At 62.8% G+C, this 19,382-nt stretch carries 19 protein-coding genes; 5 read left to right on the plus strand and 14 right to left on the minus strand.

Features of this window, described 5'->3' with window-relative positions; translation table 11 throughout:
- Window positions 1–30: 30 nt before the first annotated feature.
- The 5 genes from argC to ACYP01_RS16965 form a co-directional block, all read right to left on the minus strand.
- Window positions 31–1,101 carry an N-acetyl-gamma-glutamyl-phosphate reductase gene (argC, locus tag ACYP01_RS16945; RefSeq protein ID WP_042450492.1) on the minus strand — a complete coding sequence of 357 codons (1,071 nt, stop codon included), beginning with the start codon at window positions 1,099–1,101 and terminating at the stop codon, window positions 31–33.
- 38 nt (window positions 1,102–1,139) lie between these two features.
- Window positions 1,140–1,601: a hypothetical protein gene (locus tag ACYP01_RS16950; RefSeq protein ID WP_058227037.1), complete on the minus strand. Its 462-nt coding sequence runs from the start codon at window positions 1,599–1,601 to the stop codon at window positions 1,140–1,142.
- Between the two features lie 117 nt (window positions 1,602–1,718).
- The gene (locus ACYP01_RS16955) at window positions 1,719–2,654 is read right to left on the minus strand and encodes an SDR family oxidoreductase (RefSeq protein WP_162114720.1); all 936 of its coding nucleotides are present in this window, start codon (window positions 2,652–2,654) and stop codon (window positions 1,719–1,721) included.
- The gene (locus ACYP01_RS16960) at window positions 2,651–3,562 is read right to left on the minus strand and encodes a bile acid:sodium symporter family protein (protein WP_459681371.1); all 912 of its coding nucleotides are present in this window, start codon (window positions 3,560–3,562) and stop codon (window positions 2,651–2,653) included. The genes ACYP01_RS16955 and ACYP01_RS16960 overlap by 4 nt, the downstream gene beginning before the upstream one ends.
- Window positions 3,562–4,881 carry a flavin-containing monooxygenase gene (locus ACYP01_RS16965; protein WP_007736253.1) on the minus strand — a complete coding sequence of 440 codons (1,320 nt, stop codon included), beginning with the start codon at window positions 4,879–4,881 and terminating at the stop codon, window positions 3,562–3,564. Before ACYP01_RS16965 ends, ACYP01_RS16960 begins: the two co-directional genes overlap by 1 nt.
- A 56-nt stretch (window positions 4,882–4,937) precedes the next feature.
- Here ACYP01_RS16965 and ACYP01_RS16970 point away from each other — a divergent pair, with 56 nt between their 5' ends.
- Window positions 4,938–5,999, plus strand: coding sequence for an Lrp/AsnC family transcriptional regulator (locus tag ACYP01_RS16970; protein ID WP_459681373.1), 1,062 nt, complete (start codon window positions 4,938–4,940; stop codon window positions 5,997–5,999).
- A 58-nt stretch (window positions 6,000–6,057) separates the two neighbouring features.
- On the opposite strand, the gene pheT is transcribed toward ACYP01_RS16970, so the two are convergent.
- The 6 genes from pheT to infC all read right to left on the minus strand — a co-directional run bounded on the left by pheT (window position 6,058) and on the right by infC (window position 12,083).
- The gene (gene pheT / locus ACYP01_RS16975; RefSeq protein WP_459681376.1) at window positions 6,058–8,544 is read right to left on the minus strand and encodes a phenylalanine--tRNA ligase subunit beta; all 2,487 of its coding nucleotides are present in this window, start codon (window positions 8,542–8,544) and stop codon (window positions 6,058–6,060) included.
- Between the two features lie 60 nt (window positions 8,545–8,604).
- Window positions 8,605–9,675, minus strand: coding sequence for a phenylalanine--tRNA ligase subunit alpha (gene pheS, locus ACYP01_RS16980; protein ID WP_003944109.1), 1,071 nt, complete (start codon window positions 9,673–9,675; stop codon window positions 8,605–8,607).
- 170 nt (window positions 9,676–9,845) lie between these two features.
- Window positions 9,846–10,676, minus strand: a complete 831-nt coding sequence (locus ACYP01_RS16985) for a TrmH family RNA methyltransferase (RefSeq protein ID WP_007736261.1) — start codon at window positions 10,674–10,676, stop codon at window positions 9,846–9,848.
- 23 nt (window positions 10,677–10,699) lie between these two features.
- Window positions 10,700–11,089, minus strand: a complete 390-nt coding sequence (gene rplT / locus ACYP01_RS16990) for a 50S ribosomal protein L20 (protein ID WP_003944011.1) — start codon at window positions 11,087–11,089, stop codon at window positions 10,700–10,702.
- A 63-nt stretch (window positions 11,090–11,152) separates the two neighbouring features.
- A complete protein-coding gene (gene rpmI, locus ACYP01_RS16995; RefSeq protein WP_003944043.1) occupies window positions 11,153–11,347 on the minus strand; it encodes a 50S ribosomal protein L35 in 195 nt (64 codons plus the stop codon).
- Between the two features lie 43 nt (window positions 11,348–11,390).
- Window positions 11,391–12,083 carry a translation initiation factor IF-3 gene (gene infC / locus ACYP01_RS17000; protein WP_003944008.1) on the minus strand — a complete coding sequence of 231 codons (693 nt, stop codon included), beginning with the start codon at window positions 12,081–12,083 and terminating at the stop codon, window positions 11,391–11,393.
- A 369-nt stretch (window positions 12,084–12,452) separates the two neighbouring features.
- On the opposite strand from infC, the gene ACYP01_RS17005 reads away from it, so the two are divergent.
- Window positions 12,453–12,821: a DUF1844 domain-containing protein gene (locus ACYP01_RS17005; RefSeq protein WP_007736262.1), complete on the plus strand. Its 369-nt coding sequence runs from the start codon at window positions 12,453–12,455 to the stop codon at window positions 12,819–12,821.
- Window position 12,822: 1 nt separating this feature from the next.
- Window positions 12,823–13,239 (plus strand): DUF1801 domain-containing protein, encoded by a 417-nt coding sequence (locus ACYP01_RS17010; RefSeq protein WP_003944044.1) that lies wholly within the window; start codon window positions 12,823–12,825, stop codon window positions 13,237–13,239.
- A gap of 5 nt (window positions 13,240–13,244) precedes the next feature.
- On the opposite strand, the gene ACYP01_RS17015 is transcribed toward ACYP01_RS17010, so the two are convergent.
- Window positions 13,245–13,955 carry a helix-turn-helix transcriptional regulator gene (locus ACYP01_RS17015; protein ID WP_047270467.1) on the minus strand — a complete coding sequence of 237 codons (711 nt, stop codon included), beginning with the start codon at window positions 13,953–13,955 and terminating at the stop codon, window positions 13,245–13,247.
- A gap of 80 nt (window positions 13,956–14,035) precedes the next feature.
- Between ACYP01_RS17015 and ACYP01_RS17020 the strand changes: the two genes are divergently transcribed.
- Complete coding sequence (locus ACYP01_RS17020) at window positions 14,036–14,743, plus strand: alpha/beta fold hydrolase (protein WP_030536734.1); 708 nt, start codon at window positions 14,036–14,038, stop codon at window positions 14,741–14,743.
- A gap of 71 nt (window positions 14,744–14,814) precedes the next feature.
- On the opposite strand, the gene uvrA is transcribed toward ACYP01_RS17020, so the two are convergent.
- Entirely contained in the window at window positions 14,815–17,775 is a 2,961-nt protein-coding gene (gene uvrA, locus ACYP01_RS17025; protein ID WP_024487477.1) for an excinuclease ABC subunit UvrA, read from the minus strand.
- Between the two features lie 174 nt (window positions 17,776–17,949).
- Here uvrA and ACYP01_RS17030 point away from each other — a divergent pair, with 174 nt between their 5' ends.
- Complete coding sequence (locus ACYP01_RS17030) at window positions 17,950–18,636, plus strand: MBL fold metallo-hydrolase (RefSeq protein ID WP_030536735.1); 687 nt, start codon at window positions 17,950–17,952, stop codon at window positions 18,634–18,636.
- Between the two features lie 28 nt (window positions 18,637–18,664).
- Here ACYP01_RS17030 and ACYP01_RS17035 read toward each other — a convergent pair whose 3' ends face one another.
- On the minus strand, window positions 18,665–19,231 hold the full coding sequence (locus ACYP01_RS17035; RefSeq protein WP_459681383.1) for a DUF2716 domain-containing protein: 567 nt from the start codon (window positions 19,229–19,231) through the stop codon (window positions 18,665–18,667).
- Window positions 19,232–19,382 lie beyond the last annotated feature (151 nt).

Here is a 19,382-nt window from a genome sequence, read left to right on the forward strand (position 1 = left end):
CGTTGTCGATCTGCTGCGGATTGTCGGTGCTCACGGAGCTACTCCCACGGTAGAGAGACCTGCGGTCTCGGGTAGGCCAAGGGCGAGATTCATCGATTGCACCGCGCCACCGGCGGTGCCCTTGGTGAGATTGTCGATTGCCGAGATGACAACGAGCTGACCGGCGTCGGCGTCCACGGTGACCCCGATCTGCACGGCGTTGGATCCGATCACAGCGCCGGTCTGCGGGAAGATGCCGGCAGGCAGCACATGAATGAACGGCTCGTCGTTGTATGCCTTTTCGTAGATTTCGCGTGCCTGCTCTTCGGTGGCCGTGGTGGCTGCCGTGCAGGTCGCGAGGATGCCGCGCGGCATGGGCGCGAGCACCGGAGTGAAGGAGACACTGATGTCCTTGCCGCCTGCGGCCGAGAGATTCTGAATGATCTCAGGGGTGTGGCGATGGACGCCGCCGACGCCGTACGCACGGACGGAGCCCATGACCTCGGAACCCAGCAGATCAGCCTTCGGTGCCCGGCCGGCGCCCGAAGTGCCACTGACCGCAACTACGTTCACGTGTGAGTCCACGATCCCCGCGGCAACGGCGGGGGCCAGCGCGAGGCTCGCTGCCGTCGGGTAGCAGCCCGGAACGGCGATGCGGGTTGCGCCTACCAATTTCTCACGGGCACCGGGCAATTCAGGAAGACCGTAGGGCCAGGTGCCGGCATGAGCGCTCTTGTAGTACTTCTCCCAGGCTGCGGGATCCTGCAGCCGGAAGTCCGCGCCGCAGTCGATGATGACCGTCGACTCGGGCAGCAACTTGGCGTACTGAGCCGAATTTCCGTGTGGGAGACCGAGGAAGACGACGTCGTGACCCGAGAGGATCTCGACAGTGGTCTCTTCGAGTACCCGCGAAGAGAGTGGAAGCAAGTGCGGATGATGCTCACCGAGCGTCGAACCGGCGTTGCCACCGGCGGTCAGCGAACCGATCACCAGACTGCCGTCGGCATAGGAGGGGTGCCCGAGGAGCAGACGCAGAACCTCACCACCGGCGTACCCACTGGCGCCGGCAACGGCGACTCTGATCGGCTTGCGTGCGTTCTCGGTCGTACCACCTTCAGTCATGTCACACAGTATGCATCATTGTGCATCGGAATGCATAATTACTTACCCATGGATCGCCGGATCTCCTCGAGCTTGGCCTTTGCGGCCTTCTGGCGCTCGTCCCACCGCTCGTCCACGGACTTTCCGGCAGGACTCTCGTGCGCCAGTTCGGACGAACCTATTGAAGTACCGAAGCGCCCCTCTATCTTCTCCCGAACGCGGTCGAAAGTGGGCACTCCGCCTTCGGTGTAGTCGGGTTCGGGAATTCTCGGATCGGTCGCAAGTACCACCGGGACGTCGATGATCTCGTCGACCTCCACAACGGTGTCGGGCAGTTCGACTTCTTCGGCGTCGGTGATCTCGTTCTCGTCCTCGACGCGGTTCGGCTCGAGGCTCGCGGCAGCGGTGTCCACCACGGAAAGAAGGACCGACAAACTCGGACGACGCTCGACCACTGCGCGGACGACCGCGAGGAAGTCCTTGTCGTCGAGTGCACTGGCGGCCTCGACTACCTGGTGCACGGAACCATCGTGCTCGGACCCATCATGTTCGGGCCCATCATTTCGTGACACTGTCAGTCCCTTCTCGAAAACGCCGACGGACAATTCCGATCCTTCCACGACCGTCCGTCGAAGGGGTCAGCGTGACGCGAGATACGCGGCAAACGCTTCCTCGCTCGAATATTCGGGGACGTATCCGAACTGTTCCTTGAGCCGCCGATTGTCGAGAACCGGTCGGTACTGGAGAAATCCGACGCGCTCCGGACCGTGTTCCGTTACGCCCAATCGCCGTCCGACGCGTAGAACGCCTCGCAACAACCATGCAGGAAGCGTCACCGTGCTCTTGCCCATCCGGGAAGCCAACTCGTCGACGGTCAACGAGCCGTCGCCCGCGACATTGAAGATGCCCACTTGGTTTCCGGTCACGGCCTCCGCAAAAGCGCCCGCGACATCGGTGTGCCAGACGAAGACGAAGGGGCTGTCGCTCCCGGCAACCTTGAGCAGCTTGCGGCGATCGAACAACGCGGTGATCTGATTGTCGACGCTCTCACCCAAGATCGTGCCGATCCGGAAGACAACCTGTTCCAACTCCGGGTGTTCGACGCGATATTCGGCGAGCATCTCTTCGACCAGGCGTTTGTGGCGACTGTATGTGAATTCGTCGTTGCCTCGGACAGGTACGTCCTCGGTGATCCACGGTGGGCTGTCGGAGTGGTAGCCGTACGCCGCTCCGGACGAAGACACGACGATCCGTCCAACCCCGTGTTCGACGCAGGCCGCGAGCACGTTTCGTGTCCCGTCGACGTCGACGCGATACTCCTGCTCTGCTGTCGTGTTCTTGCCGGGATTCACGATGGACGCAAGGTGGATCACGACGTTCGGTCGGTACTGACCGAACACCCGCCCCAACTCTGTGGGGTCGCAGACGTCCGCCCTGACGCGGCGGATGCGATCGTCCGGCGTGTCCTTGACCGTGAGGTCGACACAGACGACGGCGATGCCCTGCGCGATCAGTGCGTCGATGACAGCGGTACCCAGGAACCCGTTCCCGCCCGTGACGAGTGCGACGGTCATGCCGGTACCGCCTTTCGGGCGCGTCGCTTGGACCAGATCGTCGCCAGAGCCAACCCGGCGATGATGTCCCAGATTCCCCACCAGCCGGCCACGATGGCCATGCCACCGAGCCCGTCGAAGAACGTGAACACCAGGCCAAGCCCCAGCCCCGCATTGCGGATGCCGACCTCGAAAGAGACGGCGCGACGGCTGTATTCGTTCAACCCGGTGACGGCGCCGCAGAAGTATCCCAGTGCGAGGGCAACCGTGTCGTGCAGGAAGACCGCGAGCAGTACCACCCCGATGTAGTCGACGAAGTACGACGCATTCCCCGACACCCCCGCGACGATGAAGATCAACAACGCCACCAACGAACCGTTTTTCACCCAAGGCTGCGCTTTCGCGGCGATCTCCGGAAACCTTCGTGCCGCCCAGATGCCGAGAACGAACGGCACACCGATGATCAGGGCGATTTGCGCGACCATCTCGAGCGCATTCAGGTTCACGGACTGCAACAGAGCGTCGGTCTCCGGGCGTCGGCTCCCCCAGAACGCAAGATTGAGCGGCATGAGGAAGATCGCGAGGACGTTCGACACCGCCGTCATGGACACCGAGAGTGCGACGTCGCCGCCCGCCCGGTGAGTCAGGACGTTCGAGATGTTCCCTGGCGGGCAGCACGCCACCAGGATCATGCCGAGTGCTACCGACGGAGCCGGCGAGAGAATCAGCGTCAGGAGAAAAGTCACTGCCGGCAACAGCACGAACTGCGCAGCAATACCCACCGCCATCGCCTTGGGTTTGGTGAGCGCACGACGAAAGTCGTCGACCGAAGTGTCGAGGGCGATCCCCAGCATGATCGCGGCCAGCACCACGTTGAGGATAATCAACGATCCCGGGTTGAAGTTGAGCACCACGTCGTCGATCGGCATCACTGTCCTCCCTTCGTCAGAGCGGCATCAAGCAGTCCGATGTGTCGCTTGATCGCCGATCGGTAGGCGTCCTTGTTCACGTAGTAGGCCATTCGTCCCAACTTCAGGTACTTGTATCCCCCGGACAGATCGGGAGGAGGACCGGCCGCCGCCGCCGAGAATTCCCGCGCCGCGGCGGGGGCTTCGGTACGTGCGGTGATCAATTTGGCCACCAACTCGGCCTGCTCGAAACGGCCCTGCCACCCGAGACCGGATGCTTCGACCATGCCGAGAACAAAGAGATTGTCGTGGCGGCGACTCGCGACGTTGAGGAACAGGTCCGGGGCAGCGCCCGACCAGTCCAAGTCCTCGCGCGCGATGAAGGGATAGTCGAGGTGATACCCCGTGGCGCAGAGAACGAGGTCGTAGTCGGCAGACGATCCGTCGACAAACCGCACCGTCTTCCCCTCGAACCGGTCGACGTCGGCGCGCACGTGCACATCACCGTGCCCGATGTGGTGCAGGATCAACGAGTTCACGACCGGATGCGATTCGTAGATCTTGTAGTCCGGTGCCGGAAATCCGAACCGCACCGGATCACCCGTGAACTGCTTGAGTACCAAGGTGTCGACGCGTTGTTTGATCCACGGCGGCAACGGCTTTCCCTGATTCAAGGTGTCCGAGGGTCGGCCGAACAGATACTTGGGGACGAAGTAGTAGCCTCGCCGAACGCTCAGGTCGACGCACTCGGCCTGGTGGACGGCATCGACGGCGATGTCGCATCCACTGTTGCCCGCTCCGATGACCAGTACCTTCTTCCCGCGGAAGATCTCGGCGCTGCGGTACTGGCTCGTGTGCATCAACGTGCCGGTGAAGTCGCCCCGGAAAGTCGGCATGTTCGGCTTCGACAGCGTTCCGTTCGCGATGATCACGCCTCGATACCGCGCGACTGTTGTCTCACCGCTGCGACTGCGCGTGGTGACCTGCCATAGCGAATCGACCGGCGAAACGTCGACGACGGTAATGCCGAAGGCAAAGTGCCTGCGAAGATCGTGAGTATCGGCGTAGTCGCGGAAATAATCGGCAAGTTCGACGTGGCTCGGGTAGTCGGCCACCGAATCAGCCATCGGGAACTCCGCGAATGCGGTGGTGCCCTTCGAAGAGATGAGGTGCGCCGACTCGTAGACGGTGCTGTGCGGGTTGTCGATGTCCCAGAGCCCACCGACGTCGTCGTGGCTCTCGAAGCCGTCGAACGCTATCCCGGCCCGATCGAGGTTTCGCGCGCCGGCCAATCCAGACGGGCCCGCTCCGATCAGCGCGTACTTCTCCTCTGTGATCATCCGTCGAGCGTCGCAGATAGTCCGAATCTTGCAGCAATATGCCGGATAATGACGTTATGAGTGCACCAGATGCCGGCAACGGTCGCAGGATAGATGAAATCGATCTGAGGATAATCAATGCGCTCCAGCTCGCACCGCGATCGAAGTGGCTTTCGTTGGCCGAACCACTCGAACTCGACGCCGCGACTCTCGCCCGTCGTTGGAATCGACTCTCCGAATCGTCGTTGGCCTGGGTCACGGTCACTCCAGGGCCACAGGTGCTGGGCAGCATCGTCACAGCGATCATCGAAATCGATTGCTCACCTGCTCTTCTCGACACCATCGCGGCACGGCTGACTCGCTCGGCCCACGCCGTGACCATCGAAGCATCAACGGGCAGAGCAGATCTGCTCGTCACAGCCGGTACCGCGGATCTGGCGTCGATGTCGCGCTTCATCTCGGAAGACGTCGCAACGATCGACGGTGTACTGGCGACACGAACCTCGATCATCACACGCTGGTTCACCGAAGGTGGGCGATGGAGACTCAATGCGCTGGCACCGTCCGAGAAGGGTGTGCTGACCACCAGCGAAAACCGTCCTGCCGTGCGCGCTCGGCCGACCGGGGTATCCGAACAGGATCGCAAGGTTCTGACGAAGCTCGCTTACGACGGGCGCACTCCCATGAAGGAGTTGGCCGACGCGATCGGTGTCAGTCCCGCTGCGTGCAAACGCCAGATCGACCGGCTCACGTCTTCGGGGTTGGTGGCGCTGCGGTGTGAATTCGCGCGGCCGCTGGCCGGCCTTCCCGTGCTCGCCACTTTGTGGTGCCGCGTCGAACCCGAGCTTCTCGATACGGCGGGACGAGTGCTGAGTCGGGCGTCGGAAGTTCGAAACTGCTTCGCTGTAGTCGGCCCCGACAACCTGGTGGTTCAGTTGTGGCTGCATTCTCCTGCAGAACTCGATGCATTCGAAACTCGTCTGCGCAAGGAGATTCCGGGTCTTTGCGTCACGGAACGATCCATCGTGCTGTATCTGCGCAAACTGCTCGGCCACGTGCTCGACCAGCAAGGGCGACGGACGGACACCGTTGCGCCAGATGTGTGGCTTTCCGATTCACCTCAGTCGAAAAGCCGATAACACGACAGAGCCCACGACCACCTGGGATGGACGTGGGCTCTGTGATCAGTTGAGGAAATCAGCCGCGCATCTGCGCACCGACGGCCTTGGAAGCCGCCTCCACTGCCGCATCACGCGCGGCACTGGCCTCGTCCTCGGTCAGCGTCCGGTCGACACCACGGAATCGCAACGCGAACGCGAGCGACTTGCGGCCTTCACCGACCTGCTCGCCCTCGAAGACGTCGAAGAGGCGAATGTCTTCGAGAAGTTCGCCGCCGCCGGAACGCAGAGCTTCCTGGACCTTCGCCGCAGGAATATCGCGATCGACAACAACCGCCACGTCCTGGAGCACTGCGGGGAAGGGCGAAATGCGCGGCGCCGGCAGGTTCTCGACCAACGGCAAAGCGTCGAGGTCGATCTCCAGTGCACAAGTGCGCGCAGGCAATCCCGCACGCTCGAGAACAGCCGGATGCAGTTCGCCCGCATGACCGACTACGTTGCCGTCAACGACAACCTCGGCGCAACGGCCGGGATGCCACGGCAGGTACTGCGCCGCACGCAGTTCCACCTCGACGTCTGCTGCAGCTGCAATGACCCGCACTGCTGCAAAAGTGTCCGAAGCCTCGGCCTGACGGCCAGGGCCCCAGGGGCCGCTCGGCTCACGCAAACCACTCAACACTGCAGCGATGTGCACGGGCTGAGCCGGCAACGACGCGATCAGGTTCGCGATCTGCTCGTCCGTCGGACGACGATCCACCGGCAATGCATCCACCGGCTTGGTGTCGGGGCCCGGCAGGACGACCTGTGCGATGCCGTACAGCGACAGATCACGCTGACCGCGAGAAGCGTTGCGAGCCAGGATCTCCAGCAGACCCGGGAGCAGCGTGGTCGCCAACTCCGGACGATCGGCTTCGAGCGGGTTGAGGACCTTGCTGGTGTTGCGGCGCGGATCATCCGCGTCGAGGCCCCAGACGTCGAAGACGTTCGTCGGCAGGAAGACCGGAGGAAGGACCTCGACGTAACCGGCGTGAGCCACGGCCTTCGACACCGTGCGCTTCCGCCGCTGCGACGGAGTCAATCCGCGTCCAGCCGGAGCGGCGGGAAGCACAGACGGGATCTGCTCGAGACCTTCGAGGCGAAGAACTTCCTCGACGAGGTCCGCAGGCTGCACCAGGTCCGGACGCCACGACGGCGGCGTCGCGACCAACTGGCCGTGTCCCTCTTCGCTGACGCCGACCTCGACGTTGCAGCCAACCTGGGTGAGGCGGCGAGCTGCGGTGCCGTTGGGGTACGTGACTCCGGCGACACGGTCGGGCAGGTCGATATCCATGCGAATGGCAGCGCGAGGGGCAACATCGCCCACGTCGGTCAGGACCGGTTCGATCCGTCCGCCGGCAATCTCGACCAGCAGAGCGGCTGCGCGGTCGACGGCCGCGAGCGGAATCGCCGGATCGACGACGCGCTCGAAACGCTTGCTCGCCTCACTCGGCAGCTTGTGCCGGCGCGCCGTCTTGAAGACTGCGAGCGGATCCCAGGTAGCTCCTTCGAGGAGGATGTCCGTCGTTGCCGTTCCCACCTCGGTGGTTGCGCCGCCCATGACGGCAGCCAGCGAGATGACTCCGGAATCGTCGGCGATGACAACGTCTTCGGGATCGAGCGTGCGTTCGACGTCGTCGAGCGTCGTCAGCTTCTCCCCCGCCTTGGCGCGACGGACCACCAGGTCGCCCTGCACTGCGGTCGCATCGAACGCGTGCAGAGGCTGACCGAGTTCGAGCATCACGTAGTTGGTGACGTCGACGGCCGGCGAGATCGGGCGAACACCCGAGAGCAGAAGTCGACGCTGCAGCCACCACGGGCTCACTGCCTGCGGATCGATACCCGTGATCTTCCGCATCACGAAACGCGAAGCCTTGGACTCCGGTTCGAGGCGCACCGGCCAGGCTTCACCCTCAGCCGGGTGCGCGGGAACCGACGCGGGATCGGCGTATTCGAGATCGAAGCCGCACGCGAGCTCTCGCGTGAGACCGCGGACCGAGAAGCAGTAGCCACGGTCCGGGGTGATGTTCAGTTCGATGATCGTGTCACCGAGACCGAGCAACTCGTTGCCGTCGGCGCCGGGTTCGGCGGTGCCGGGCTCGAGCACCAAGATGCCCGAATGGTCTTTGCCGATACCGAGTTCCGAGACGGAGCAGATCATGCCGTCGGACACCTGGCCGTACGTCTTGCGAGTGGCGATTTCGAATCCGCCGGGCAGCACCGCGCCGGGCAGCGCAACGACGACGAGGTCACCCTCGTTGAAATTGCGCGCGCCACAGACGATGCCGCGAGGCTCGGGTTCGCCGACCTCGACCTGGCAGAAGCGGATCGGCTTCTTGAACTCGGTCAGTTCGGTGATGGAGACGACCTTGCCGACGACCAACGGGCCGTCGATCGCCTCGAGTGTGTCGAGTTCCTCGACTTCGAGTCCCACCCGGACGAACCCGGCGTCCAACTCTTCCGGGGTCACCTCCCAGTCCGGAGTTGCCCGCTGCAGGATCTCGGTCAGCCAGGATTGCGCTACTCGCACGTCTGCTCAGCTCTCTCGTTTGTCGATAAGTCTTTGTGAAGGTTCCGCGGACCGGATCGGTCAGCCTGCGACACCGAAGGGCAGCGTGAAACGCACGTCACCTTCGACGATGTCGCGCATGTCCGGGATACCGTTGCGGAACTGCAGGGTCCGCTCGAGGCCCATGCCGAATGCGAAACCCGAGTACTCGTCGGGATCGATACCGCTGGCGCGCAGAACGTTCGGGTTGACCATGCCGCAGCCGCCCCACTCGACCCAGCCTGCGCCGCCCTTCTTGTTCGCGAACCAGACGTCGACCTCTGCCGACGGTTCCGTGAACGGGAAGTAGTTGGGGCGCATACGGGTACGCGTCTCGGGGCCGAAAAGGGCGCGAGCGAACGCGTCGAGAGTTCCGCGCAGATTGGCCATGGTCAGGCCCTTGTCGACGGCCAGGCCCTCGACCTGCGAGAAGACAGGCGTGTGCGTCGCATCGAGTTCGTCGGTGCGGAACGTGCGGCCCGGGCACACCACGTAGATCGGCACCTCACGCGAGAGCATCGTGCGGACCTGCACCGGCGAGGTGTGGGTACGCAGCACCTGGCGCGAGTTCTCGGGTGCCAGGTGGAAGGTGTCCTGCATCGTACGGGCAGGGTGATCCGGCAAGAAGTTGAGTGCGTCGAAGTTGAAGTGCTCGGTCTCCACCTCCGGACCCTCGGCAACTTCCCAACCCATCGCGACGAATACGTCGGCGACCTGCTCGGAAATCAGGCTGATCGGGTGACGCGCCCCGACGGGGTGACGATCGGAAGGCAGAGTGACGTCGATTGCCTCGGCAACCAACACCGCGGCGTCACGCTCGGCGAGGAGGACCTCACGACGAGCGTCGTACGCGTTGTTGATCCGAGTGCGGAAGATGTTGACGCGCTTACCGGCGTCCGCCTTTTCCTTGCCCGGAAGGCTGCCGAGTCCCCGGCGAGCGAGGGCGATCGGGGACTTGTCCCCCAGGTGCTCCACCTTGACGTGCGCCAGCGCATCCAGGTCAGCGGCGTCCGCCAGCGCCTTCTCGGCGTTCTCAGCCGCAGCGGTCAACGCCTCTTCGGTGAGTACACTCGCGTCGACCTCCGGCGGTGTCGCGCCCTCATTTTTGGCCACGGCTGTGACGCTCCTGTCGCTTCTCGGTTTACTTCTCGTACTGCTTGCTTCTTGTACTGCTTACTTCTTGTACTGCGAGCGAGCATTCGAACTCGCTCGAGCATTGTCTCTGCTCTTGTATTGTCTCAGGCTTCCGCAAATGGGATTCCGTGAGGTCTTCGCGTGCGTTTTCAGCCGTGATCGGTGGCGCGGTTTTGCACCCGCGCGCTTGCGTACAGGCAAATTGCCGCCGCTGTCGCGAGGTTCAAGCTTTCGGCGCGACCATGGATCGGAATCCTGACCCGATGATCAGCCTGTGCGGCGATCGCCGGATCGAGACCGTGCGCTTCGTTACCGAACAGCCAGGCCGTCGGCTTGCTCAGCAACTCGTCGGCCTCGTCGAGATCGACCTCGCCGTCAGCTGCAGTCGCGAGAATCTGAATGCCGGCTGCGCGAATCTGCTCGATCACCGACACCGTGTCTCGATCGCGGACGACTGGCAGGTGAAAGAGGCTGCCCGCTGACGAACGAACGACCTTGCCGTTGTGCGGATCGACGCTGTCGCCGGCGAGGATTGCCGCATCGGCACCCACTGCGTCGGCGATGCGAATGACGGTGCCCGCGTTACCTGGTTCGTTGACCTCGACCGGCACTGCGAGCAGGCGGGTCTCCTGATGGACGGCTGCGCTCAGCGGTACATCCAGTAGATCGCTGACGGCAACGAGTCCGGGCGGCGTGACGGTATCGCTCAGAGCTTTGATTGCTCGATCGGTCACAAGAGCAACACGAACTCCAGCGGTCAGCGCCCGATCGATGACGTGCTGATAGCGCTCGGCTGCGTCCTCGGTGTAGAAGAGGTCGTGTACCGGGCGGGCCTCGCCATTCGAGAGTGCACCGTTCAACAGTTCGGTGACCGAGTTCTCGCCCTCGACGAGGAAACGTCCTGCTTTGCGTCGTTCTGCTGTGCGCAGGAGCTTGACAGCAGAAACGACCCGCGGAGTCCGCTCGGTGAGCGGGTCCACGGGCCGTTGCTGTGATGCGTGAATCAGGCTGCTTCTCCGGCAGGAGCGTTCACGTCAGCCGGCAAAGCGGCCTTCGCGAGTGCGACCAGGCCGGCAAAGGCCTCGGCATCGGAGACAGCGAGCTCGGCCAGGATCTTGCGGTCGACGTCGACCTCTGCCAGACGCAGGCCCTGGATGAGGCGGTTGTACGTGATGTCGTTTGCACGAGCTGCAGCGTTGATACGCGTGATCCACAGCTTGCGGAACTCGCCCTTGCGCGCACGACGGTCGCGGTACGCGTAGGTGAGCGAGTGGAGCTGCTGCTCCTTGGCCTTGGTGTACAGACGCGAACGCTGTCCACGGTAGCCGCTGGATGCAGCAAGAATTGAACGACGCTTCTTCTGGGCGTTGACCGCCCTCTTTACGCGTGCCACTTGAAAAATCCTGTCAATCTAGGGGCTGAAAGTACGGCCCCGGGTGGTCAGTAAGGGGGCGACTCAGATGCCGAGCATGCGCTTGATGCGCGGAGCGTCGTCAGGGCTGACAACAGCGACACCGTCGAGACGACGGGTAACCCTGCTGGACTTGTGCTCGAGAAGGTGGCGACGGCCGGCCTTCTGGCGCATGAGCTTTCCGCTGCCGGACACCTTGAATCGCTTCGAGGCGCCGCTGTGGCTCTTCATCTTGGGCATGGAGTCCTCAGTTCTTGTTACGTGGTGGATCTTGGGAAATCGACTAGCTGGCCGGAGCCTCGGGAGCGGCATCGCCGGTCGCCGGTGCTTCCGGAGCTGCTTCACTGGAAGCCGGTGCGGCCGGAGCCGGACGCGGAGCAGCCTGAGCCACTGGCGCCTGAGCGCTCTCCTGCGCCTTGACACGAGTCTTGGCGCCCTTGTGCGGCGCCAGGACCATCGTCATGTTTCGGCCGTCCTGCTTTGCCGAGGTTTCGACGAATCCGAGATCTGCGACGTCTGCTCCCAGACGCTGCAGAAGGCGGTAGCCGAGTTCGGGGCGTGACTGCTCACGTCCGCGGAACATGATCGTGACCTTGACCTTGGAACCGGCTTCGAGGAAGCGAACGACGTTGCGCTTCTTGGTCTCGTAGTCGTGGTCGTCGATCTTGGGTCGGAGCTTCTGCTCCTTGATGACCGTCAGCTGCTGGTTCTTACGTGACTCACGTGCCTTCTGTGCAGCCTCGTACTTGAACTTGCCGTAGTCCATGATCTTGCAGACCGGTGGACGGGCGTCAGGAGCTACCTCGACCAGGTCGAGGTCGGCCTCAAGGGCCAAGCGGAGTGCATCTTCAACACGCACGATGCCTACCTGTTCGCCGCCAGGTCCGACCAAACGAACCTCGGGAACGCGGATACGATCGTTGATGCGGGTCTCAGTGCTGATGGGGCCTCCTAGGTTGAACGGTGCGGTCTTCATGACCGCACGCAGCCCGTACCGCCCGCACCCCAACAAAAAAGCCCCGCTGTGATGATTGCTCATCCGCGGGGCCCGATGTCGACCGATCACATAAGATCCAGCTCACGCCGAAACCTATCTCCTCGACTGAGCGAGGAACCTGACGAAGAATGATCTCCGACAACAGGTGACCGGAACCACTGAACTGCAGTTTCACCTGCCGCGCAGAGGTGGGAGTCGGACTCCACTTGCTGCCCCCGAACAAGTCGGAGGCGGTCGTTGCAACAAGAGTAACAGGTCGCCACAGATGAAAGAAATCGGTGCCGCTCCCAGTGCTGCCGGGAGAGGCCCGATTCAACACCGTCACGGCCTGATGGAATCCTTACATCCATGAGTGAGAACTTCGAGGCAGAACAGAACACCGACGGCGCGAACCCCGACGTCCGCGAACTCTCCGAAGTTCCCGCGGTCGAGGTCATCAGCCGCGCTGCAGTGATGCTTATGAGTTCGGCTGCCGAAAAACTCGGCCTCTCCGACGCCGATCCGTCTTCCAGCCCCTACCTGGACCTCGACGAAGCGCGTCGAGTCATCACGGCACTTGCCGGACTCGTGACTGCGTCGGTCGAATACCTCGGCCCTCATGCCGGACCCATCCGTGAAGGCCTCCAAGCCCTGCAGCGCGCATTCCGTGAGGCGTCCTCGCACCCGGACGAGCCAGGAAAGGGACCGGGCGAGAAGTTCACCGGTCCGGTCTACTGAGTTGGCAACCGCCAACAAGACTCAACCGACGCCCGAGGACGTCGACGCATTCATTTCACGCGTCGACGACCGCAAACGCGCCGACGCCGTGGAGCTGATCTCCCTGCTGTCGGCCGCAACCGGCGAGCCTGCTGTCATGTGGGGCTCGAGCATCATCGGATTCGGGGCACGGCACTACCGATATGCGAGTGGCCACGAAGGTGACACCCCACTGATCGGGTTCTCCCCCAGGGCCACCGCGCTCACGTTGTACTTGTCGCTGAACTTCGACGACTACACCGACACGCTCGCTCGCCTCGGCAAGCACAAAATCGGCAAGGGCTGCCTGTACGTCAAACGGCTGAGCGACGTCGATATGACGGCCCTGACCGAACTGATCACGGATTCCGTTGCCGCAGCCCGCAACATGATCGACTGAGTCACTCACCTACGGGGAGAAACAGGCCGAGCGTCTTCGGGCGGTTGCCCGAAGACGGTCGAATCGCGTGGTGTGAAGTGATCGTTCGTCAGCGTGGCCCGACGCATTCGATCGAGTCGAAACCACCGCACCGCGTCGCGCTGGCGACACCAGCCGATGAGAAACCACTGCCCACGGTCCTGCGCCAGAATGTGCGGCTCAACTGCCCGCACCGTCTCCGCACCGTCCCCATCCACGTAGTGCAACGACACGACGCGACTCTGCTCGAGACCTTGCTCGACGGCCTGCCGGTTCGCGCGCGAATCCGTCAGAGCCCCGCCGTCACCGCGAATCCACACGCGGCCACCGAGCTCCGCGACCTTGCGACGACTCTCCTCGTCCATCACATCGAGCAGTTTCGCCAGCGCTGCTCGTCCATCCGGCGCAAACGGAGCATCACCCATCGCCGTCAAGGCCAACGCGATCGAAACTGCTTGCGGAACAGTGAAATTCACCGGCGGAAGCGTGGCGCGACCTACGAGTCGGTAACCACCCCCGGGGCCTGAGCGCGCTTCGATCGCCGCACCCGACATCATCAGCGTCTCGATATCCCTCTTGATCGTCCGGGTGGTGACACCGAATTCCTCGGACAATCGGGAGCACGTAGTCCCTCGATCGCCCTGTCGCCGAAGTTCCTCGACGAGAGCATGCAATCTCGCAGCTCGATTCACGTTCACCAGTGTCTCAGATTCCGATACCAAACGGTGACATAATTGGTGACACTCTGTTGTCACCAACCCGGGTGCACTGTGAGTACATGAAAACTCACATCGTTCTTGTTCCCGGATTCTGGCTCGGTTCATGGGCTTGGGATGCAGTACTCCCACACCTCGAACGTTCCGACACCCGCGTGACCAGCCTGACACTGCCCGGGCTCGACGCAGTAGACACAGATCGATCAGCGGTCACCTTCGACGCTCACGTCCGTGCAGTCGTCGACGCCGTATCGGACTCCGACGAGCGCACGGTCTTGGTCGTACACAGCGGCGCTGGCCCGGTGGGGTACGCCGTCACCGATCGCATCCCGGATCGCGTCGCTCGGATCGTCTACGTCGACTCGGGCCCCATGCCCGACGGCGCAGCGCTGCGACCGGATCTGGCCTCCGATGTCATCGAGATTCCGCTCCCCACGTGGGCAGAGCTCGAAGCGGACGGCAGCAGCCTCGAAGGACTCGACGAGAAAGCTCTGGAGACGTTCCGCGCCAACGCGGTACCCGAACCGGCTGGGCCCGCGCGTGAGCCGATTGTCCTGACGAACGAAAAGCGCTACCAGGTGCCGTCAACCGTCGTTTGCAGCACGTTCCCCTCCGCGGTGATCGCCCAGATGGCCGACGGAGGTCATCCGATGGCCGCCGAACTGGCGAAACTCCCCGTGACGTACGTCGACCTCCCGACCGGCCATTGGCCGATGTGGTCGCGCCCCGAAGAGGTCGCCAACGTAATTCTCGAGACCAGCACTTCCTGATCGACAAAGCAGTGATGCCGGGTCGATTCCGACCCGGCATCACTGACCGATTTCTACTTGCTCACGTTCTACTAGCTCACGGAAGCGGCTTTCTTCCGTGGCGCGGCCTTCTTTGCGGCAACTGCCTTCGTCGCACGCTTCTTGGTGATCGGCTTGGCCTTGACCGGCGCGTGCTGTGCGGTGAGAACCTCACTGAGGAACTTGCCCGTGTAGCTCTCGGGGACCGCGGCAACGTCTTCCGGCGTACCTTGCGCCACAACGGTTCCGCCGCCGGATCCACCCTCGGGTCCCATGTCGACGACCCAGTCCGACGTCTTGATCACGTCGAGGTTGTGCTCGATCACGATCACGCTGTTGCCCTTGTCGACCAGACCGTTGATCACGATCAGGAGCTTTCGGATGTCCTCGAAATGCAGACCCGTGGTGGGCTCGTCGAGGATGTACACCGTGCGACCGGTGGACCGCTTCTGCAATTCGGCGGCGAGCTTGACGCGCTGCGCTTCACCACCGGACAGAGTCGGAGCCGGCTGACCCAGTCGGACATAGCCCAGGCCGACGTCGACCAGCGTCTTGAGGTACCGGTGAATTGAGGTGACCGGCTGGAAGAACTCGGCTGCTTCCTCGATAGGCATGTCGAGTACCTCGGCGATCGACTTGCCCTTGTAGTGGACCTCGAGCGTTTCGCGGTTGTACCGAGCGCCGTGGCATACCTCGCAGGGCACGTACACGTCCGGCAGGAAGTTCATCTCGATCTTCAAGGTTCCGTCGCCGGAGCACGCCTCGCAGCGTCCACCCTTGACATTGAACGAGAATCGGCCGGGCTGGTAACCGCGGACTTTCGCTTCCGTCGTGGCCGCGAACAGGGTTCGAATCTTGTCGAACACACCGGTGTACGTCGCCGCATTCGATCGCGGAGTCCGGCCGATCGGAGACTGATCGACCTGCACGAGCTTGTCCAGCTGATCGAGTCCGTTGATTCGTGTGTGACGGCCAGGCACCTGGCGTGCACCGTTGAGCTTGTTCGCCATGACGGTCGCGAGAATGTCGTTGACCAACGTCGACTTGCCCGAACCGGAGACACCGGTGACAGCGGTGAGAACACCCAGCGGGAAACTCACGTCGATGCCGTCGAGATTGTGCTCGCGAGCTCCGACGACCGTGACCTGGCGTTTGCGATCCACCGGCCGACGAATGGCCGGAACCTCGATGAAGCTGCGACCCGACAGGTAGGCGCCGGTCAGAGATTCTTCACACGTCAGCAGTTCTTCGTATGGCCCGCTGTGGACGACCTTGCCGCCGTGCTCGCCGGCGTACGGTCCGATGTCGACTACCCAGTCGGACGTGCGGATAGTGTCTTCGTCGTGCTCGACGACGATCAGCGTGTTGCCGAGGTCGCGCAAGCGCGTCAGGGTTTCGATCAGTCGTCGATTGTCACGCTGATGCAGGCCGATGGACGGCTCGTCGAGTACATACAGCACGCCGACGAGTCCGGAACCGATCTGCGTTGCCAAGCGGATTCGCTGGGCCTCGCCACCGGACAACGTGCCAGCGGCACGCGAGAGGGAAAGGTATTCCAAGCCGACGTCGAGCAGGAACCCGAGTCGTGCCTGAACTTCCTTGAGGACCTGACCCGCAATCGCCTCTTCGCGCGAACCGAGGGTGAGGCTGTTCAAGAAGTCCGCGCAATCGGAGATCGACAGTTCACAGACCTCGGCGATGGACTTACTGCCGAAGTCTCCAGCCGCGATAGTTACCGACAGGATTTCCGGGCGCAGGCGAGCACCACCACACGCCGGGCACGGCGTGTCGCGCATGTACCCGTCGTACCGTTCCTTCATCTGATCCGATTCGGTCTGCTCGAGCCGGCGATGCAGGAACGGCATCACACCTTCGAACTCCGCGTAGTAAGAACGGGTACGGCCGTACCGATTCTTGTACCGGACGTGAACCTGCTCCTCGCTGCCTTCGAGGATTGCTTTGCGGGCCTTCGCCGGCAACTTGTTCCACGGCGTCTTCATGTCGAAACCGAGGATGTCGCCGAGGCCGGAGAGCAACCGTCCGAAGTACTCCGAACTCTGGCCCATCGACCACGGCGCGATCGCTCCGTCTTCGAGACTCAGGTCGGGATCGGGAACCACCAGATCCGGGTCGACCTCCTTGCGGATACCGAGGCCGGTGCATTCCGGGCAGGCGCCGTAGGGCGAGTTGAAGGAGAACGAGCGCGGTTCGAGATCGTCGATCGCGAGTGCGTGGCCATTCGGGCAGGCCAGCTTCTCGGAGAAACGACGCTCACGATCAGGTGCATTTTCTTCACGGTCGACGAAGTCGAGGACCACGATGCCTTCAGCCAAGCGAAGTGCGGTCTCGACCGAGTCGGTCAGGCGCTGCTTCGAACTCGCCTTGACCTGCAATCGGTCGACCACTACTTCGATGTCGTGCTTTTCCTGCTTCTTGAGCTTCGGCGGATCCGCCAGCGAATGGACGACACCGTCGACGCGCACTCGCGAGTAGCCCTGGGTGTTGAGCTGATCGAAAAGGTCGACGAACTCGCCCTTACGAGTACGGACTACCGGTGCGAGGACCTGGAACTTGATGCCCTCTTCCATCTCGAGCACCTGGTCGACGATCTGCTGGGGCGTCTGACGTGCGATCTTCTCACCACACACCGGGCAGTGCGCCGAACCTGCGCGGGCATAGAGAAGTCGGAGGTAGTCGTAGACCTCGGTAATGGTGCCCACCGTCGAACGGGGGTTGCGGTTGGTCGACTTCTGGTCGATCGACACCGCAGGAGACAATCCCTCGATGAAGTCCACATCCGGCTTGTCCATCTGACCGAGGAACTGACGCGCGTATGCCGAGAGCGACTCGACGTAGCGGCGCTGACCTTCGGCGAAGATCGTGTCGAACGCGAGGCTGGACTTGCCGGAGCCGGACAACCCGGTGAAGACGATCAGGCTGTCTCGCGGGAGGTCGAGATCGACTCCTCGCAGATTGTGCTCACGCGCACCCCGCACGATCAGGCGATCCGCCACACCAATTCCCTTCATTGTCAATCGTCCGGGGCCGTCCCCCCGGAGAAGTCTCGAGTGGCCTCGCAAACGCGAGTCCTCGAGCGATCGTCATCGTAGGCCGAGCCACCGACACGTTTTTCTCACCAGGCGAGCCCATCGCTCTACCTGCCCCTATTCGAAGGTAGCCTGCGTTTCATGACGAATCAGCCCATCGTGATCGACGACTCCTACACCGGTCAGGTCTCCCCCGATTCTGCCCCTCAGCGGCGCACAGTCGAAGGCGCCGTCATCACGAAGATGTCGGTCGGCCCCATGGACAACAACACTTACCTCGTCGTCTGTTCCACGACCGGGAAATCTCTCTTGATCGATGCGGCCAACGAAGCCGAGAAGATCATCGCGCTTATCGAACAGGAAGCACCTGTTTTCGATTCCATCGTCACCACCCACCAGCACGGCGATCACTGGTTGGCCCTCGAAGACGTTCACGCCGCAACCAAGGTGCCGACCGCCGCGCACCCCCTCGACGCAGAGGTCCTTCCCGTCACCCCGGACGTGCTCCTCGAAGACGGCGACAAGGTGACCGTTGGCAACTTGAGCCTCGACGTCATTCACCTGTCCGGCCACACGCCCGGCTCCATCGCGCTGGCTCTCACCGAACCGAGCGGACAGGTTCACCTCTTCACCGGCGACTCACTCTTCCCCGGCGGAGTAGGCAAGACCGCCGACCCCGAGAAGTTCACTTCTCTGCTCGACGACGTGGAAAACAAGCTGTTCGGAAGGTACGACGACGCGACCGTCGTCTACCCCGGGCATGGCAAGGACACGACGCTCGGCGCCGAGCGCCCGCACCTGGCGGAGTGGCGCGAACGCGGTTGGTGACGTTTCACCTGTTCCGTACTGGACCCCGCTAACCGACTTGGCTGTCGACCTGTTCACCGTTGACTCGAAGTCGCGGAAGCCAGGTCGACAGAGTCCGGCCCAGTCCTTCGACCATCCGTTCCCCGAACACACACAGCGTGCGTTCCCACGGATGGCCGAAGGTCCCTTCCGTGAAGTCGTCCCGACTGAATATGTAGTAGTCACCGTTCGGATAGACCGGGACACGCCACTCCGCAAGCTCCTTCGCAGCAGCGTGTGCCTCCGCGTCGAAGGTGTAGCCCGGATGCTGCCAATCCAGAACGACGAAGTTGGGATCGTCGTTCCTATCGGTGACAAAACAGCGCAACGCTTCGGCGTTGATCGCATCCACGCGAGCGGCCCACGCCCCTGGAGTCGCAGCTGGCGCCGCACCCAAATCGAAGACCACGGACGGGATGGGCTCGGCGATGGCGGGCCAAGATCGTGCGTCGATGCCGGGCGTGAACCCAAAGCGGTCACGAAAGATCGCCCAGTTTCTCTCGTTCTCCTCGTCCGACAGCTGTCCCCAGCCGGTGGGAAGGGTCGAGCCGAAGTTCTGAGTCATCTTGGTGGTCACAACACCATCGTGCTCGAACGGTGCGCATACTGTGACACCTTCGAACACGCCGTATGCGGATACGCGGTAACGGATACTTCAGAACGGTGTGTCCGGATCAGTGGAGAAGTCATCGTCGCAGTACAGCGCGTTTCGGCGACCAGGAATCCGT

This window comes from Rhodococcus sp. no. 34 (assembly GCF_054589475.1).

Excerpts from the sequence above, each read along its gene's own strand:
- rpmI (WP_003944043.1), bottom strand. The coding sequence starts at position 11,347 with ATGCCCAAGATGAAGAGCCACAGCGGCGCCTCGAAGCGATTCAAGGTG.
- ACYP01_RS16970 (WP_459681373.1), top strand. The coding sequence starts at position 4,938 with ATGAGTGCACCAGATGCCGGCAACGGTCGCAGGATAGATGAAATCGAT.
- ACYP01_RS16955 (WP_162114720.1), bottom strand. The coding sequence starts at position 2,654 with ATGACCGTCGCACTCGTCACGGGCGGGAACGGGTTCCTGGGTACCGCT.
- ACYP01_RS16960 (WP_459681371.1), bottom strand. The coding sequence starts at position 3,562 with ATGCCGATCGACGACGTGGTGCTCAACTTCAACCCGGGATCGTTGATT.
- ACYP01_RS17005 (WP_007736262.1), top strand. The coding sequence starts at position 12,453 with ATGAGTGAGAACTTCGAGGCAGAACAGAACACCGACGGCGCGAACCCC.
- argC (WP_042450492.1), bottom strand. The coding sequence starts at position 1,101 with ATGACTGAAGGTGGTACGACCGAGAACGCACGCAAGCCGATCAGAGTC.
- ACYP01_RS16965 (WP_007736253.1), bottom strand. The coding sequence starts at position 4,881 with ATGATCACAGAGGAGAAGTACGCGCTGATCGGAGCGGGCCCGTCTGGA.
- ACYP01_RS17030 (WP_030536735.1), top strand. The coding sequence starts at position 17,950 with ATGACGAATCAGCCCATCGTGATCGACGACTCCTACACCGGTCAGGTC.
- infC (WP_003944008.1), bottom strand. The coding sequence starts at position 12,083 with ATGAAGACCGCACCGTTCAACCTAGGAGGCCCCATCAGCACTGAGACC.
- ACYP01_RS17020 (WP_030536734.1), top strand. The coding sequence starts at position 14,036 with ATGAAAACTCACATCGTTCTTGTTCCCGGATTCTGGCTCGGTTCATGG.